This window comes from Cellulomonas sp. APG4 (genome assembly GCF_009996735.1).
Lineage (GTDB): Bacteria > Actinomycetota > Actinomycetes > Actinomycetales > Cellulomonadaceae > Actinotalea.
Map to the genome: position 1 here is coordinate 13,485 of NZ_JAACYI010000029.1, position 14,992 is coordinate 28,476.

General features: G+C 73.9%; 12 protein-coding genes. 2 read left to right on the forward strand and 10 right to left on the reverse strand.

Going from position 1 to position 14,992, the window contains the following annotated elements:
* The 9 genes from GXB85_RS16220 to GXB85_RS16260 all read right to left on the reverse strand — a co-directional run bounded on the left by GXB85_RS16220 (position 1) and on the right by GXB85_RS16260 (position 10,997).
* Positions 1 to 810: an alpha/beta hydrolase gene (locus GXB85_RS16220; protein ID WP_161918708.1), complete on the reverse strand. Its 810-nt coding sequence runs from the start codon at positions 808 to 810 to the stop codon at positions 1 to 3.
* Positions 807 to 2,528, reverse strand: coding sequence for a CocE/NonD family hydrolase (locus GXB85_RS16225; protein WP_161918709.1), 1,722 nt, complete (start codon positions 2,526 to 2,528; stop codon positions 807 to 809). Before GXB85_RS16225 ends, GXB85_RS16220 begins: the two co-directional genes overlap by 4 nt.
* A gap of 81 nt (positions 2,529 to 2,609) precedes the next feature.
* Positions 2,610 to 3,644: a LysR family transcriptional regulator gene (locus tag GXB85_RS16230; protein WP_161918710.1), complete on the reverse strand. Its 1,035-nt coding sequence runs from the start codon at positions 3,642 to 3,644 to the stop codon at positions 2,610 to 2,612.
* Positions 3,645 to 3,744: 100 nt separating this feature from the next.
* The gene (locus GXB85_RS16235) at positions 3,745 to 4,734 is read right to left on the reverse strand and encodes an alpha/beta hydrolase (protein WP_161918711.1); all 990 of its coding nucleotides are present in this window, start codon (positions 4,732 to 4,734) and stop codon (positions 3,745 to 3,747) included.
* On the reverse strand, positions 4,731 to 5,564 hold the full coding sequence (locus tag GXB85_RS16240; RefSeq protein ID WP_161918712.1) for a carbohydrate ABC transporter permease: 834 nt from the start codon (positions 5,562 to 5,564) through the stop codon (positions 4,731 to 4,733). The genes GXB85_RS16235 and GXB85_RS16240 overlap by 4 nt, the downstream gene beginning before the upstream one ends.
* A complete protein-coding gene (locus tag GXB85_RS16245) occupies positions 5,561 to 6,517 on the reverse strand; it encodes a carbohydrate ABC transporter permease (protein WP_161918713.1) in 957 nt (318 codons plus the stop codon). The genes GXB85_RS16240 and GXB85_RS16245 overlap by 4 nt, the downstream gene beginning before the upstream one ends.
* Positions 6,517 to 7,899 (reverse strand): ABC transporter substrate-binding protein, encoded by a 1,383-nt coding sequence (locus GXB85_RS16250; protein WP_161918714.1) that lies wholly within the window; start codon positions 7,897 to 7,899, stop codon positions 6,517 to 6,519. Before GXB85_RS16250 ends, GXB85_RS16245 begins: the two co-directional genes overlap by 1 nt.
* A 234-nt stretch (positions 7,900 to 8,133) precedes the next feature.
* Positions 8,134 to 8,844, reverse strand: coding sequence for an anaerobic ribonucleoside-triphosphate reductase activating protein (locus GXB85_RS16255; RefSeq protein ID WP_161918715.1), 711 nt, complete (start codon positions 8,842 to 8,844; stop codon positions 8,134 to 8,136).
* Complete coding sequence (locus GXB85_RS16260) at positions 8,841 to 10,997, reverse strand: ribonucleoside triphosphate reductase (RefSeq protein ID WP_161918716.1); 2,157 nt, start codon at positions 10,995 to 10,997, stop codon at positions 8,841 to 8,843. Before GXB85_RS16260 ends, GXB85_RS16255 begins: the two co-directional genes overlap by 4 nt.
* A 285-nt stretch (positions 10,998 to 11,282) precedes the next feature.
* Between GXB85_RS16260 and GXB85_RS19010 the strand changes: the two genes are divergently transcribed.
* On the forward strand, positions 11,283 to 12,281 hold the full coding sequence (locus tag GXB85_RS19010; protein WP_161918717.1) for a diguanylate cyclase domain-containing protein: 999 nt from the start codon (positions 11,283 to 11,285) through the stop codon (positions 12,279 to 12,281).
* A gap of 86 nt (positions 12,282 to 12,367) precedes the next feature.
* Positions 12,368 to 14,125: an EAL domain-containing protein gene (locus GXB85_RS16270; RefSeq protein ID WP_161918718.1), complete on the forward strand. Its 1,758-nt coding sequence runs from the start codon at positions 12,368 to 12,370 to the stop codon at positions 14,123 to 14,125.
* A gap of 2 nt (positions 14,126 to 14,127) precedes the next feature.
* On the opposite strand, the gene GXB85_RS16275 is transcribed toward GXB85_RS16270, so the two are convergent.
* A complete protein-coding gene (locus GXB85_RS16275) occupies positions 14,128 to 14,970 on the reverse strand; it encodes an SDR family NAD(P)-dependent oxidoreductase (RefSeq protein ID WP_161918719.1) in 843 nt (280 codons plus the stop codon).
* Between the last annotated feature and the right edge of the window lie 22 nt (positions 14,971 to 14,992).

Sequence of the window (14,992 nt, forward strand, 5' to 3'; positions counted from 1 at the left end):
TCACACGCCTCCCTCGACGTCCTCCGTCGGCCGCACGCGTGTCCCCGCGTGCCGGCACACCATCGCCACGGTCTCCCGGATCACCAGGTCGCGCGTGGGCACCGTGGACCAGCCGTGGTCCGCTCCGGGGACCACGGTGAGCTCCATCGCGTCGCCGTAGACCTCGCGGTACGCCTCGGCGTAGCGGACGGGCACGAAGTCCGCGTCGCCGTGCAGCACGCGCACCGGCCCGGAGTACCCGCGCGCCCGCCCGTACACGTCGAACCCCGGCGCCTCGGCGAACAGCGCAGGGCCGATGCGCCGTCCGTAGAAGTCGAACCAGCCCACGCGCTCGACGACGTCCGTGGGCTGGCCCTGGAGCCGCCCGGCCGTGATCTCGTCGACGAACACCGCGGCGACCGACCAGAACGTCAGCGAGCGCACGCGCTCCGGACGCTGCGCCGCGACCAGGCTCGCGACGACGGCGCCCATGCTGAGCCCGACGAGGTGCAGGTCGTGCGCGTCGACCGCGTCGAGCTCGGCGATCCTGTCGAGGAGCTCGACCGAGTCGCGCACGTCGCGCTCGACGGAGATGTCGGCGAAGTCGCCGTCGCTCTCACCCTGACCGGCACGGTCCATCGCGACGACGGCGACGCCCCGGGCGTTCAGGGCCCGCGCGAGGTCGACGAACGACCCGGCCTCGGTGCGCGAACCGCCGAACCCGTGGTGCAGCACCGCCGTCGGGCACGGCCCGGCGACGCCGTCGGGCAGGTAGAGGCTGCCGCGCAGCACGTGCGGGCCTACCTCGAGGGCGAGCGGGCTCAGGTTCATCGGGTCTCCTCGACGTCCAGGACCGGCAGCGTGAGGTACGACGCCGCGTCGTGGTCCACGTGCACCCGCTGGTGCGCCACGACGTGCTCGGCCCGCGGGGTGTGCGCCCACGTGCCGCCAGTGCCGGGGTTCACGTCGAACCGCGGGTGGTTGGAGCTCGCGACGTCGACGCGCAGCCGATGGCCGGCCGCGAAGCGCTGGGCGGTGGGGCCCACCTCGATCTCGAGGCGGTGCGCGACGTCCGGCTCGAGCAGCGTCTCGTGCGTGTCGGAGGTCGCGAAGCGGGCGCGCACCACGCCGTCGACGACGTTGAGCGCCCGCCCGTCGGGATGCACGTCGACGAGCGTCGCGCACCAGTCGGCGTCCCGCGCCGACGTGCTCGCGACGAGGCTGAGCCGCACGACGCCGACGACGTCCAGGTCGGCCTCGAGCGGTGCGGTCTCGAAGCGCACGACGTCGGGCCGCGCGTCCTTGGCGCGCTGGTCCCACGAGCCGGTGCCGTACGCGGCCTCGCCGCGCAGGAACAGGTTGGGGCCGCCGAGGGTCGGGACGGGGTCGGACGGGTCGTGCACGTAGGTGACCGGTGGTGCGCCGACGGCGGGTGGCTCGACGGCCAACGTGCCGTCGCCGTGCAGGAAGTACGTGCGGTCGCGGCTCTCGGGCGGCGGCCACGCGCGGGTACCGATCCACCGGCCCGCGCCCATGAGGAAGAGGCGGACCGGCGGGTCCGCGGGCGGGTCCGTCGGCTCGTCCCGCACCCATCCCGCGAGGGCGTCGAGCATCTCGGCCTCGAGCCCCAGGCCCAGGGCGTCGGCCTCGAGGCCGTGGTGCACCTCGCCGAGCGAGGCGAGCCCCGGCCCGTGCCCCCACGGCCCGACGACGAGGCGTGACGCCGGGTGCCGGGACCGCTCGAACTGGGCCAGGGTGCCGCGCACGAAGATGTCGTGCCAGCCGCCCACGTAGAACGACGGGAGCGGGTCGCGCACCGGCAGCGCGCGTGCCGCCCACCAGTCGTCGCGCGCGGGGTGGTCGACCCAGGCACGCCAGCTCGGCAGGCCGACGTCGAGCACGGCCGTCGGCAGGTCGGCAGGTCCGTCCCCCGCGACGATCGTGTCGAAGTCCGCCATCGCACGACGCCACCGCGCGAGGCCGGCGTCGTCGGCCTCGCCGCGCGCCGCGGCCCGCGCGAGCCCGCCGCCCGCCTGCGCGAGCGCCCACCCGAGGCCCGAGCCGAGCAGCAGCGCACCGTCCTGGTGCACCACGTCGTACGGGTCTCCCGGGCACACCCCGAGCCCCATCGCGCGCAGGGCCGGTGGCCGCTCGCCGGCCGCGAAGAGCTGGGTCTGGGCGAGGTACGAGCGGCCGTACGTCACCACGTCCCCGCTCGACCACGGCTGGGCCGCGCACCACGAGATGACGTCCGCGCCGTCGGCTGCGTCGTCGCGCCACGGCTCGAACCCGCCGGCGGACGCGCCCGTGCCGCGGTGGCTCACGCGCACGAGGGCGAGCCCGCGTCGCAGCACCCCCCACGGGTCGACGTCGAACCGGGTGCCCTCGAGCGGGTACGGCGAGCGCATGAGCAGCACGGGGGCCGGGGCGCCGTCGGCGGGACGCGTGACGACGGCGCGCAGCACGGTGCCGTCCCGCAGCGGGACCGGGACGTCGTGCTCGGTGAGGCTGCGCAGCGCCGTGCTGGCGGGCTGTGCCGGTGCGGTCATGGGTCGCCTTCCGTGCGGGTGCGAGGTCAGGGGCGGGTCGTCACGCGTCGGGGCCGGGCGCGGCGCGTGGCCCGGGCGGGCTCAGCCGGACTCGTCGAAGCGCGTGGTGCGCAGCCGGTGCAGCACGAGCGCGGCGGCGACGCGCACGCGACCGGGCGCGGTGCCGACACCGAAGCCGAGCTGCTCCTCGAGATGGGCCTGGCGCGCCTGGACGGTCGAGTGGTGCAGGCCCAGCAGCTGCGCCGCCGCGCGCACGCTCTCGGTGCGCGCGAGCGCCTCGAGCGTGTCGAGGGCCCACGGCTCGCGCGCCGCGGCGCCCAGGCGCACGACGTCGGGCGGGGGCGCGTCGTGCAGGTCGAGCGCGCCGAGGGCCGCGAGCGCCCCGAGCTCGTCCCACGCCACCTGCGGCACGAGCCGGGACGAGACGCGCAGCGCCAGGAGCGCCTGGTCCCACGAGCGGGGCACGCCCGCGAGGGTGACGAGGCTCCCGACGCCGTGACGGGGCGCCGCCCAGTCCTCGCTCGACCCGACGATCGAGGCCCGCACGGGACCGTACGGCGTCGCGACGACGGCGGAGCGGGGCACCGACGCGTCCTCGGCGCCAGCGGGCACCGCGACCACGCGCACGGTCGCCGCGTCCCGCAGCCGCAGCCGGCGTGAGGCCTTGCGCCGCGCGTCGTCGGTCGACGTCGACGAGAGCAGGATCTCGATCGCACCCGCGTCGTCGAGGTCGAGCGGGCTCACGCGCTCGATCGTCAGGTGCAGGCAGCTCGCGAGACGCTCGAGCAGCACGGCGTCGTGGGCCGACTCGCCTGCGGGCCGCTCGAGCCACACCACACCACCCGAGCCGTCGGCGAGCTCGTGGTGCGGCCACGACCGCACGCTCTCGATGTCGTGCACCGGCGGCATCGCGTGCCCAGCGGCGTCCACCCGCAGCCAGATGTGGTGCAGCGGGTGCGCGAAGCCCGCGGGGCAGCCCGCGAGCACGGCCGCGCCGCGCACGAACGGCTCGAGTCCGGCCTTCTGCGCGAGCAGCGTGTCGAAGAACGTGATGATCTTGAGCGCCGCGGACGCGTCCTCGTCGAGGGCGCTGAGCCGGTGCAGCAGCTCCTTCATCGCACCCCTCCTCGGGCTCGCGGAGCAGCGTCCGCACCGCGCTGACCTGCGCACCCAGGGTACGCGCGCACGACGTCGGGCACGGCCCGCACCGCGCCGCCTACTGCCGGCCCGTGAAGCCGAGCGCACGGTCCATCCAGCTGTGCAGCGCCTGGAGCGAACCGCGCGAGATGGCCGTGTGGCTCAACGTCTGGAACCCGTGGAAACCACCGGCCCACACGTGCAGCTCGGCCTGGCCGCCGCACGCCCAGATGCGCTGGGCGTACGTGACGGCCTCGTCCCGGAACACCTCGGCGCTGCCCACCTCGACGAAGGCCGGTGGCAGGCCACCCAGGTCCGTCGCGCGGGACGGGGCCGCGTGGGCCGGGACGGCGTCGCTCCCGTGCAGGTCACCCAGCAGAGAGCGCCAGCCGAGCTCGTTCTCCGCGGCGTTCCACAGACCGGTCGGGTACTGCCGCGCCGAGACCGTGTCGTTGCGGTCGTCGAGCATCGGGGCGAGCAGCAGCTGACCGCCCACGCGGGGGCCGCCGCGGTCGCGGGCCATGAGGGTCACGGCGGCGGCGAGACCACCGCCCGCGCTGATCCCCGCGATGAGTCCCGTCTCGACGTTGAGGCCCAGCTCACCCGCGTTCTCCTCGAGCCACAGCAACCCCGCGTAGCAGTCCTCCTGGGGAGTGGGGAACGCGTGCTCGGGCGCGAGCCGGTACTCGATCGTCGCGACCACGGCGTTGTAGCGGTCGATCCAGTCGAGGAACGTGTCCGCGCCGCTCCAGCGGTTGCCGAGCATCATGCCGCCGCCGTGCACGTAGTACACGAGCGGGCTCGTGCGGATCCTGTCCTTGCGGTGGATCACGCTCATCGTGACCTCGACGCCGTCGAACGACCGGACCGCGTGGTCCCTGCGCACCAGGCCGCGGCGGTCCAGCACGGTCAGCGTGGCCTCGGCCGCCGCCTGCTCCTCGGCCCGCTTGAGCGGCACGTCGTCCGCGGTGATGGGCGACGGGTCACCCATCATCTGCAGCGCGAGGGCCGCCGCGCTCTCGGGGTCGAGCGGCGGTGCGGTCACCGCCGCGCTCGTGTGGTGGCTCATCCCTTGACCGATCCCTGCAGCAGAGCAGCGACGAACTGCTTCTGGAAGACGACGAAGACGACGATGGTGGGCAGCATGATCAGCAACGCCCCGGCCGACAGCAGCACGATGTCCGTGCCGTACTGGCCCTGGAACGCACCGAGCGCGCCCGCGACGGTGCGCTTGAGCGGGTCGTCCATCATCACCAGGGCGACGATGAACTGGTTCCAGGTCCACAGGCTGTAGAGCACCGCGAGGGTCGACAGCGCCGGGCGCGCGAGCGGCAGGTGCACGTGCCGCAGGGCCTTCCAGGGTCCTGCCCCGTCGATCTGCGAGGCCTCGGTGAGCTCCTTGGGCACGCCCGAGAAGTGCGCCCGCATCCAGAAGATGCCGAACGGCATGTAGAGCGCGATGAGCGGCAGCGCGATCGCGGGACGGGTGTTGAGCATGCCCGCCTCGCGCATCAGGTAGTACAGCGGCGTGATCAGTCCCTCGAACGGGATGGTCAGGCCCAGCAGGAACACCAGGAAGGCCAGGCCGCCGCCGGGCACCCGCAGCACCGCGATGCCGTAGGCGGCCAGGGTCGCGAGCACGAGCGCCAAAGGGACCACCATGAGCACGAGCAGCGCGCTCGACCCCATGAGCGTGGGCACCTTGGCCATGGTGAACGCGGTCGCGAAGTTCTCGGGGTGCGGGGGCGTGGGCACCGACAGGCCGGTCGGGTTGGACCCGGCCTCCTGGAGCGCCGCACTGAGCATCGAGACGAAGGGCAGCAGCGTGAAGGCGACCAGGACGAGCAGGATCAGCCGGCCCGCCCACGCCTCGGTGCGGCCCGTGCGGACGGCACTCATGAGCGCTCCCTGACGAGGTGCTGGAGCGGGACGACGACGGCGAGCACGAGCGTCATGAGCACCACGGCCATGGCGGACGCGGCGCCGACCCGCGACTGGTTGAAGGCGAGCTGGTAGATGTCGACGCCTGGCACCATCGTGGCGCCGCCGGGACCGCCGAGGGTCATCACGTAGATGACGTCGAAGCTCGCGAGCGCGGCGATGAGGGTGACCGTGAGGCACACCGCGAGCTCGGCGCGCACGCCGGGCAGCGTCACCGCGAAGAACTCCTGCACCGGCCCGGCACCGTCCACGCGGGCCGCGTCGTACAGCGCTGGGTCGATCTTCGCCATGCCCGTGCTGAGCAGCATGGTGCACAGACCCACGAGCACCCACGTACCGACGACGCCGACGGCGGGCAGCGCGAGGTCGAAGTCCGCGAGCCAGGGCCGGGTGAGCGAGCCGAGGCCCACGGCCGTGAGGATCTGGTTGATCGCGCCGTCGCTCGCGTACAGCCACGTCCACGCGATGCCGGCGCCCACGAGCGGCACCACCTGCGGGAGGAACAGCGCGGTCTGGGCCGCGCGCGCCCAGCGCGAGGACAGGCTGCGCGTGAGCGTCGCGGCGACCAGGCCGATCGCGATCGACAGCACGCTGTAGAAGAAGATGAGCTTGAACGAGTTGGCGAGGGCCGAGAGCCGGTCGGGATCGCTGAAGACCTCGCGGTAGTTGTCGAGGCCCGCCCACGTCGCGGTGCCGATGCCGTTCCAGTCGTAGAACGAGTACTGGACCGACATCGCGAACGGGCGCAGCACGTACGCCGCGTAGATCGCGAGCGCCGGGGCGACGAACGCCCAGCCGAGCCACCGGTGGCGCCGGGAGCCCCGGCGAGGACGACGACGCGCCGTCGTCGCGCGGACGGCGCCCGCCGCCGGGACCGAGGCCCCGACGGCGGGCGGCTGTGCGAGGGACATCAGCGACCGAGCTCCGTCTCGTACGCGGCCTGGACGCTGCTCGCGAACTCCTCCGGGGTCATGCGGTCGGTCACCAGCAGCTGCAGGTTCGGGCCGATGGTCGACGTGAGGATGCCGGTGGTCGCGTTGCCGATGAAGTCGATCGCGCCGTCGTCCTCGGCGAGCTGGGCCGCGGCGGCGAGGGTCTCCTCGATCACCGAGCCCTCAGGGGCCGTGGGTGCCGGCAGGTCGGCAGGGCCGCCCGGCGTCGAGCCGGTGACGTCGAGCACGATCTGCCGCGCCGTCTCGTCCGTGTGGATCCAGTTGAGGAAGTACGCGATCGCGTCCTTGTCGGCGGCGGTCTCGGGGACCACGTAGGTGGCGGGCGCCGCCATCGCGACGTGCGGGTCGCCCTCCTCGACCGTCGGGAAGAGCATGAAGCCGAACTCCCCCGGCGCGTTGGCGGTCAGTCCGCCGGCCTCCCAGTCGCCGTTGGGCATGAACAGGCCCTCGCCACCGGTGAAGCGGCCGACCATGGTCGCGTAGTCGATCGCGTTGAGGTCGTCCGGGAAGTACCCGGCACCCGCCCACTCCTGGATGGTCTCAGCCGCGGTGACCGACGAGTCGAGCTCGAAGGTGGCCTCCGGGGCGACGTAGATCCACTCCTTGAGCGCGTCGAGACCGCTCTGCTGGTTCTGGACCATCTGGTAGGGGAACGCCACCGTGAAGTCGGCGTTGCCGACCATCATCGGCACCTCGCCGGCCTCGGCGGCCGTCGCCATCATGTCCTCGAGCTCGTCGATCGTGGCCGGAGGCATGGTCAGGCCGAGCTCCTCGGCCTTGGCCTTGTTGTAGTAGAGGCCCGTGGTGTTGTAGCCCACGCCCAGGGCGTAGAGCGAGCCGCTCCCCCGCGCGCCGTCGTCGTCGACCCGCACCTGGTTGAGGGTGCCCTGCGGCCAGTCGTTCCAGCCGTACGCCTCGGCGTAGGGGTCGAGGTTCGCGAGCAGGCCGTCCTTGGCGGCCGACGCGACCGTGGGGAAGCGGATCAGGTCGGGGGCGTCAGGGGCGTTGATGATGCGGACGGCGTTCTGCGCGAGGTTCTGGAAGGAGTCCGCCCGGACGCTGAACGTGACGTTCGGGTACTGGTCCGTGAACTCCTGCTGGAGCGCGTCCCAGGCCTCGGTGAAGCCGCTCTCGAGGTAGAGGTCGAGCGTGACCGGCTCGTCGGTGAGCTCGGTCGGCACCTCGGCCGCGGGCGCGTCGTCGGCCGGGGCCTCCGTCTCGTCGGTGCCGCCCCCTCCGGGCGGTGCGCAGGCCGCGGCGAGGGCCACGGCGGCGAGGACGCCCCCGGCACGCATGAGCGTGCGGCGGGCGGAGGTGGTGCGTGAGCGCGTGTCCCGCATGTCTTCTCCTTCGAAGTCACGATCCAGGGTGGGGATGCTGGCTCCGACAAGTCTGGCGGTCGAAAGTGCTCCCGAGTACCGCCGACCCAGCCCACCTGAGCCCTCCTGACCCGCCACCTGGCGGGCGCGACCCGCCCGCCTCGCCCCTCCCCACCCGCCGAGATGACGATCTCCACGGCGTGCCGGGCGGGACGCGCTGCGGAGATCGACACCTCGGCGGAGGAGGGTGGAGGGTCAGGAGCGCGCGGCGGCCAGGGCCTCGGCGTAGGCGGGGCGGGTGCCCGTGGAGCGCACCTCCTGGAGAACGTGGTCGCGCACGCCCATGCCCTCGAGCAGGGCGGTGAGCTCGGCGACGTCGTCGGACGTCAGGACCGTCGGGTCCACCGTGGTGCGCACCTGCACCGGCACGCCCGCGTCGAGCACGAGCCGCAGCGAGCGCAGCGCGAGCCGCGCGCTCGCCGGGACACCCGTGATCTCGGCGTACCGGCCCGGAGGCGCCTTCACGTCCAGCCCCACCCAGTCCACCCACGGGAGCACCTGCGCGAGCCGACGCGGGTAGGCGCCCGCGGTGTGCAGCCCCACCCCGAAGCCCGCCTCGCGCACCTCCCGGACGGCGTCCACCAGGCCGGCCTGACGCGTGGGCTCGCCACCCGAGAAGACGACGCCGTCGAGCAGGCCGTGACGCCGCGCGAGCAGGTCCCGTACGTGCGCCCACGCGACCGAGCCGGGCGTCCGCGGGTCGATCAGGCCCGGGTTGTGGCAGTAGGTGCAGCTCCACGGGCAGCCCTGGAGGAACACGGTCGCGACGAGCCGACCGGGCCAGTCGCACGTCGACAGCGGTACGAGCCCCGCGACCACCACCGGCTCCGCCGCATGCCCGACGGCGTGCCGTGCGCTCGGCGTGGGCACGCGGGCGGCCAGGGGCACGCCGTCGGGCGCGCTCATCGCGCGGCGCCCGCGAGCGCGGGCCGCGCGAGGCCCGCGGAGTCCTCGGTGAAGTGCACGCGCTCGGCGTGCTCGCCCTTCTTGCCGATGTTGAACGAGCTCACCGGCCGGTGGTAGCCCATGACCCGGGTCCACACCTCGCACACCACCGGCTCGGCCGCGGGGTCGGCCGCCGCGCACGTGGGGCACGTCGCGTGCTCGCCCGCGAGGTAGCCGTGGTGCGGGCAGATCGAGAACGTCGGCGTGACCGTGAGGTAGGGCAGGCGGTGCTTCTCGAGCGCGCGGCGCACGAGCGTGCGGCACGCGTCGCCCGTCGAGAGCTGTTCGGACATGTACAGGTGCAGCACGGTGCCGCCGGTGTACCTGGCCTGGAGCTCGTCCTGCCGCTCGAGCGCCTCGAACGGGTCGTCGGTGAAGCCGACCGGGAGCTGGGTCGAGTTCGTGTAGTACGGGTTCTCGTCGGTGCCCGCCTGGAGGATCCCGGGGAACCGGCGGCGGTCCTCCTTCGCGAAGCGGTAGGTGGTGCCCTCGGCCGGCGTCGCCTCGAGGTTGTAGAGGTGACCCGTGGCCTCCTGGAACTCGACCATGCGCGCGCGCACGTGGTCGAGCAGCCGCAGCGCGAGCGCGTGCCCCTCGGGGGTCGTGATGTCGTGCTCGTCGTCCGTGAGGTTGCGGATCATCTCGTTGACGCCGTTGACGCCGATGGTCGAGAAGTGGTTCGCGAGCCCGCGCCCCAGGTAGCGGCGCGTGTAGGGGTAGAGGCCGTCGGCGATCAGCCGGTCGACGACCTTGCGCTTGACCTCGAGGCCGTCCCGCGCGAGCAGCAGCAGCCGGTCCAGCTCGGCGAAGAGACCGTCGACGTCGCGACGGTGCGTGTACCCGAGGCGCGCGCAGTTGACGGTGATGACGCCCAGCGAGCCGGTCTGCTCGGCCGAGCCGAACAGGCCGTTGCCTCGGGCCAGGAGCTCGCGCAGGTCGAGCTGGAGCCGGCAGCACATCGACCGGATCTGGCCCGGCTCGAGGTCGGAGTTCAGGAAGTTCTGGAAGTACGGCAGGCCGTAGCGCGCCGTCATCTCGAACAGGCGCTCGGCGTTCTCGGACTCCCACGGGAAGTCGTGGGTGATGTTGTACGTGGGGATGGGGAACGTGAACACCCGTCCCGACGCGTCGCCCACCGTCATCACGTCGATGTACGCCCGGTTGACGAGGTCCATCTCGGCCTGGAGCTCGCCGTAGGTGAAGTCCTGCTCGACGCCGCCGATCACCGGCACCTGGTCGCGCAGGTCGTCGGGGCAGGTCCAGTCGAAGGTCAGGTTCGTGAAGGGGGTCTGGGTGCCCCAGCGCGAGGGCACGTTGAGGTTGTAGACGAGCTCCTGGATGCCCTGGCGCACCTCGTCGTAGCCCAGCCCGTCGACGCGCACGAACGGCGCCATGTAGGTGTCGAACGAGCTGAACGCCTGCGCGCCGGCCCACTCGTTCTGCATGGTGCCGAGGAAGTTGACGATCTGCCCCACGGCCGACGAGAAGTGCTTGGGCGGCCCCGCCTCGACCTTGCCCGGCACGCCGTTGAGCCCCTCGGTCAGCAGCGTGCGCAGCGACCAGCCCGCGCAGTACCCCGCGAGCATGTCGAGGTCGTGGATGTGCAGCGCCCCGTCGCGGTGCGCGTGCGCGAGCTCGGGGGCGTACACGTGCGAGAGCCAGTAGTTCGCGACCACCTTGCCCGAGGTGTTGAGCACGAGACCGCCCAGCGAGTAGCCCTGGTTCGCGTTCGCGTTGACGCGCCAGTCCGAGCGGTCGAGGTACTCGTCGATCGAGCTCTCGACCTCCACGACGGTGCGGGCGCCCTCGCGCAGCCGCGCGTGCTGCTCGCGGTAGGCGATGTAGGTGCGCGCAGTCCCGGTGTGGCCGGTCGCGAGCAGCGCCTGCTCGACGAGGTCCTGCACGTGCTCGACGTGCGGGTGGTCGACGCCCTCGGCGATCAGCTCGTCGAGGACGCGCGCGACGACGGGGGCGGCGTAGGCGGCCGCGTGCTCGCCGTCGGTCGCACCGGACGCGAGACCCGCGCGCTCGACCGCCGACGCGATGCGCGCCACGTCGAACACCGCCGTCGAGCCGTCGCGCCGGACCACCCCGCTGGGAGCACTGCCGTTCATCCCCGCACCTCCAAACCCTAGATGTAGTGGCTGCCCGAGTAGCACCCACCAGATGTGGTGATCCTCCGGGGCGGCCCGCACATCGCCCAGGACCTACGTCCCGCCACCCGGCACTCAGCCGCACGCCGCCCGCACCGATGCCGCGGCGTGTCGCTCCCGGCTACGAGCCGCCACGCGCGACGGCGTCGCCCGGTCGGCTCAGCGGCGGTGAACCTTGGGCCAACAGCGCGTGACGTCTCACGGGATCCGCCTGGTCCGGCCCTGCGTCGGGCCGAGGATGACGCCGTGCCGCACGACCTGACCCTGCTGCGTGACCTGCTGCCACGGACGACGTCCGCGGGCACCTCGCTGCCCACGACCGTCGCCGAGGCCTCGACCCCGATCGACGTCGTGGACGCCGGGCTCGCGCTGCCCGAGCTCGGGCGCCTGTTCCGCAGCCCGCACCTGGGCAGTGTCGTCGTGCACGACGGCGACCGCACGGGCCTGCTCACGCGTGCGCGCTACTTCGCGTCGGTCTCGGGCGAGCTCGGGTTCGGGCGCGCGCTGCTCGCACGGGCCACCGCGGCGACGGTCGCGGACTGGCAGCCGCTCGTGCTCGCACCGGGGACCGGTGTGGTCGCGGCCGCGCTGCGCGTGACCGAGCGCGCGCCCGAGCGCCGCTACGACCCCGTGCTGGTGAGCGCCGCCGAGTGGCGGGTCGCGGCGCCGTCGGACCTGATCCGCGCCCTGACGGCCCTGCTCGCGGTGCGCACGTTCCGCGACGAGGTCACGGGCCTGCCCAACCTCGCCCAGACGCGCGTCGGCCTCGCCGAGCGCCTCGAACGCTCGGCCGGCTCCCCGCACCGCGTCGCCGTCGTGCTGCTGCGGCTCGAGGGCGGCGACGCGCTGCGGCTCGAGCGTGGTGACGGCCCGGCGGACCACGCCCTCGTCCGCGCGACCGCCCACCTCCAGCAGGCCGCGCCCGCGGGGTGGGACCTGGGGCGCGTCGGCCCGCACGACTTCGCACTCGTCGGCGTGCTTCCCGGTCCGGTGGCCGCAGCACAGGCCGGCGCCCAGCTGGACCGCGTGCAGGCGCTGCTCGCGACCACGCTCGCGATCGACCCTGAGGTCTCCCTGCTGCTGCGCTCGGCCGCGGTGTGCTCGCCCGCCGGCGCGGGGCGCGCCGACGACATGCTGCACGGTGCCCGACGGCGCCTCGCGGAGGGTGCGGGGCGGCGAGGCCCGGACGCCCCCGACCGCGTGGGCGCCGTGCGTGTCCCGACCCTCGAGCCCGTGGGCGGCTGAGCGGTGAGCGACGACGACGTGCACGATCCGGTCCGCCGCCCTGCCGCTGCGCGGGCCACGTCGACCGCACCTGCGGCGAGGCCCAGGTGACGCCACCCTCGCTGCGCCCCGCCGCCTCGACGCCCGTGTACAAGAGCCTCGCCGACGTGCTGGTGCCGTGCCCCCGCGTGCCACCCGACGAGCGCGTCCCCGACGTCGAGCAACGCTTCGTGCGCGACGAGGCCCTGCACGCCGTCGTGGTCGAGACCGCCGCGGGCCCGGGCCTCCTCACCCGTGCGCGCCTCCACGCGGCGCTCGGTGGGCGCCTCGGGTTCGGCCGTGCGCTGCTCGCACGCCTCACCGTCGGCGAGGTGGTGCCGGCCGCCGACGTCGTGCTGGGCCCGCAGGTGCTGCTGCGGGACGCGGCTGCCGCCGTGCTCGCACGCAGCGAGGAGACCCGGTACGACGACGTGCTCGTGCTCGCGGACGACGGCGCCGCCGGCGCGGCGTCGGTCGCGTCGGTGTTCCGCGAGGTGGGGCTCGAGTTCCGCGAGATCGCGCTGCGCGACCCGCTCACGGGCCTGCCGAACCGGCGCATGCTCGACGAGCGCGGCGCCGACCTGCTCGACTCGGCCCGCGAGCGCGTCGCCGTGCTGTACGTGGACCTCGACGGGTTCAAGCAGGTCAACGACACCCTCGGGCACCGGGCGGGCGACGATCTGCTGGTCGAGTTCGCGCACCGGCTCACGGCGAGCGTCAGGGCCGGCGACGTCGTGGCACGGCTCGGCGGCGACGAGTTCGCGGTGCTGCTCACGGGCGCGACGCCGGACGAGGCGATGGCGGTGGCCGACCGGATCGTGCGGGTCTCGGCCACGCCGTTCGAGGTCGAGGGCCAGCGCGTGCACCTCACGGCGACGGTGGGTGTCGCGCTCGGGGAGGACGTCGCCGAGGAGCCCGTCCTGACGCTTCTCGACGTGATGCTGCGACATGCCGACGGGGCGATGCTGCACGCCAAGCACACGGGAAAGGCGCGCGCGGGCCGGCTCGAGAGCCCCGCCGACGCGGCGCTCCCGGCGCGTCGCGCGGCGATCCGCCGCAGGCTCGGCACCGCACTCGCCGAGGGCTCGCTCACGCTCGCCTACCAGCCCAAGCTCGACCTCGCGACGGAGACGACGACCTCGGTCGAGGCGCTCGTGCGCTGGACCGACGCCGAGCTCGGCCCGGTGTCGCCGGCCGAGTTCATCCCCGTGGCCGAGCACAGCGGGCAGGTGCTCGCGCTCGGCCGGTGGGTGCTCGCGACGGCGTGCCGCCAGGTGCGCACGTGGCTCGACGAGGGGCGCCGCTGGTCCGTCGCGATCAACGTGTCGCCCGTCGAGCTCGCCGCGCCCGGGCTCGCCGAGAACGTGCTCGCCGAGCTCGCGGTGCACGACGTGCCCGCCGAGCTGCTCCAGGTCGAGATCACCGAGAGCGCGCCGATGGCCGACCTCGCGCAGGCCCGCACGCAGCTCGCCGCTCTCCAGGCGGCGGGCGTGCGCGTGCACCTCGACGACTTCGGCACGGGCTACTCGTCCCTGTCCATGCTGCGCGACCTGCCCGTGGACACCCTCAAGATCGACCGCAGCATCGTGGACCGGGTCGACACGCACACCGCGGACGCGCAGCTCGTCGCGGGGGTGATCGGGGCCGCCCACAGCCTGGGCCTCACAGTGGTGGCCGAGGGCGTCGAGCGGCCCGCGCAGCTGGAGCGGCTGCGCGAGCTGGGCTGCGACAGCGCGCAGGGCTACCTGATCTCGCGCCCGGGACCCGCGGACGACGTCGTGCTGGGCGTGGGTCGCGCCGGATCGGTCACGCCTCGCCGCGGCTGACGTCAGGTCCGCACGCCCGCACGCTCGACGCTGCGCTCCCACAGCCCGTCCACCAGGGCCGCGTCGGCGGCCTCCGGGACGGGGACGTGGCGGCGCAGGTCGTAGTACTCGCCGGGCTCCCACGTGCGCCCCGGTTCACCGTCCACGAACCACGTCAGGTGGCTCCCGCCCTCCTCGGACGTGGTCAGGAGCAGGCGCCGCAGCGGTGTGCGGTACGCGAGACGGAACCAGCTGCCCGACGACGCCGCGAAGTTCGTCGCGACCATCCCCGGGTGGAACGCGACGGCCCGGACGCCGTCGTCGTACCAGCGGTCGTGGAGCCCGCGCGTGAAGAGGATGTTCGCGAGCTTCGCCCGGCCGTAGGCGCGGTTGGGCGTGTAGCCGCGCGTGTGGTCGAGGTCGTCGAGGTCGAGCCGGCCGAACCGGTGGGCGGCGCTCGACGTGGTGACGACGGTGGCTCGTCCGGCCGCGGTCAGCCTGTCCCGCAGCAGGTGCGTGAGCAGGAACGGCGCGAGGTGGTTGACCTGGAACGTGGCCTCGTTGCCGTCGACCGTGAGCTCACGCCGCCCCAGCACCGCGCCGGCGTTGTTGACCAGCACGTCCACGCGGTCGGTGCGCGCCACCACCTGCTCGGCGAGCGCGCGCACGTCGTCGAGCCGCGCGAAGTCCGCGGTGAGCGGCTCGGCACCGGTCTCGCGCGCGACCGCGGCCGTCTTCTCGCGTGAGCGCCCGACGGCGATCACGTGGTCACCACGGTTCGTGAGCGTCCTGACCGCGGCGGCGCCGATCCCGTCGCTCGCCCCGGTCAGCACGACTGTGCGGGGCGTGTGCTCGCTGGTCGTCATCGGGGCAGGCTACGGCGCGGTG

Coding starts and splice junctions, on each gene's coding strand:
- GXB85_RS16235 (WP_161918711.1), bottom strand. CDS start 4,734: ATGAGCCACCACACGAGCGCGGCGGTGACCGCACCGCCGCTCGACCCC.
- GXB85_RS16245 (WP_161918713.1), bottom strand. CDS start 6,517: ATGTCCCTCGCACAGCCGCCCGCCGTCGGGGCCTCGGTCCCGGCGGCG.
- GXB85_RS16250 (WP_161918714.1), bottom strand. CDS start 7,899: ATGCGGGACACGCGCTCACGCACCACCTCCGCCCGCCGCACGCTCATG.
- GXB85_RS16255 (WP_161918715.1), bottom strand. CDS start 8,844: ATGAGCGCGCCCGACGGCGTGCCCCTGGCCGCCCGCGTGCCCACGCCG.
- GXB85_RS16260 (WP_161918716.1), bottom strand. CDS start 10,997: ATGAACGGCAGTGCTCCCAGCGGGGTGGTCCGGCGCGACGGCTCGACG.
- GXB85_RS16225 (WP_161918709.1), bottom strand. CDS start 2,528: ATGACCGCACCGGCACAGCCCGCCAGCACGGCGCTGCGCAGCCTCACC.
- GXB85_RS16230 (WP_161918710.1), bottom strand. CDS start 3,644: ATGAAGGAGCTGCTGCACCGGCTCAGCGCCCTCGACGAGGACGCGTCC.
- GXB85_RS16240 (WP_161918712.1), bottom strand. CDS start 5,564: ATGAGTGCCGTCCGCACGGGCCGCACCGAGGCGTGGGCGGGCCGGCTG.
- GXB85_RS16275 (WP_161918719.1), bottom strand. CDS start 14,970: ATGACGACCAGCGAGCACACGCCCCGCACAGTCGTGCTGACCGGGGCG.
- GXB85_RS16220 (WP_161918708.1), bottom strand. CDS start 810: ATGAACCTGAGCCCGCTCGCCCTCGAGGTAGGCCCGCACGTGCTGCGC.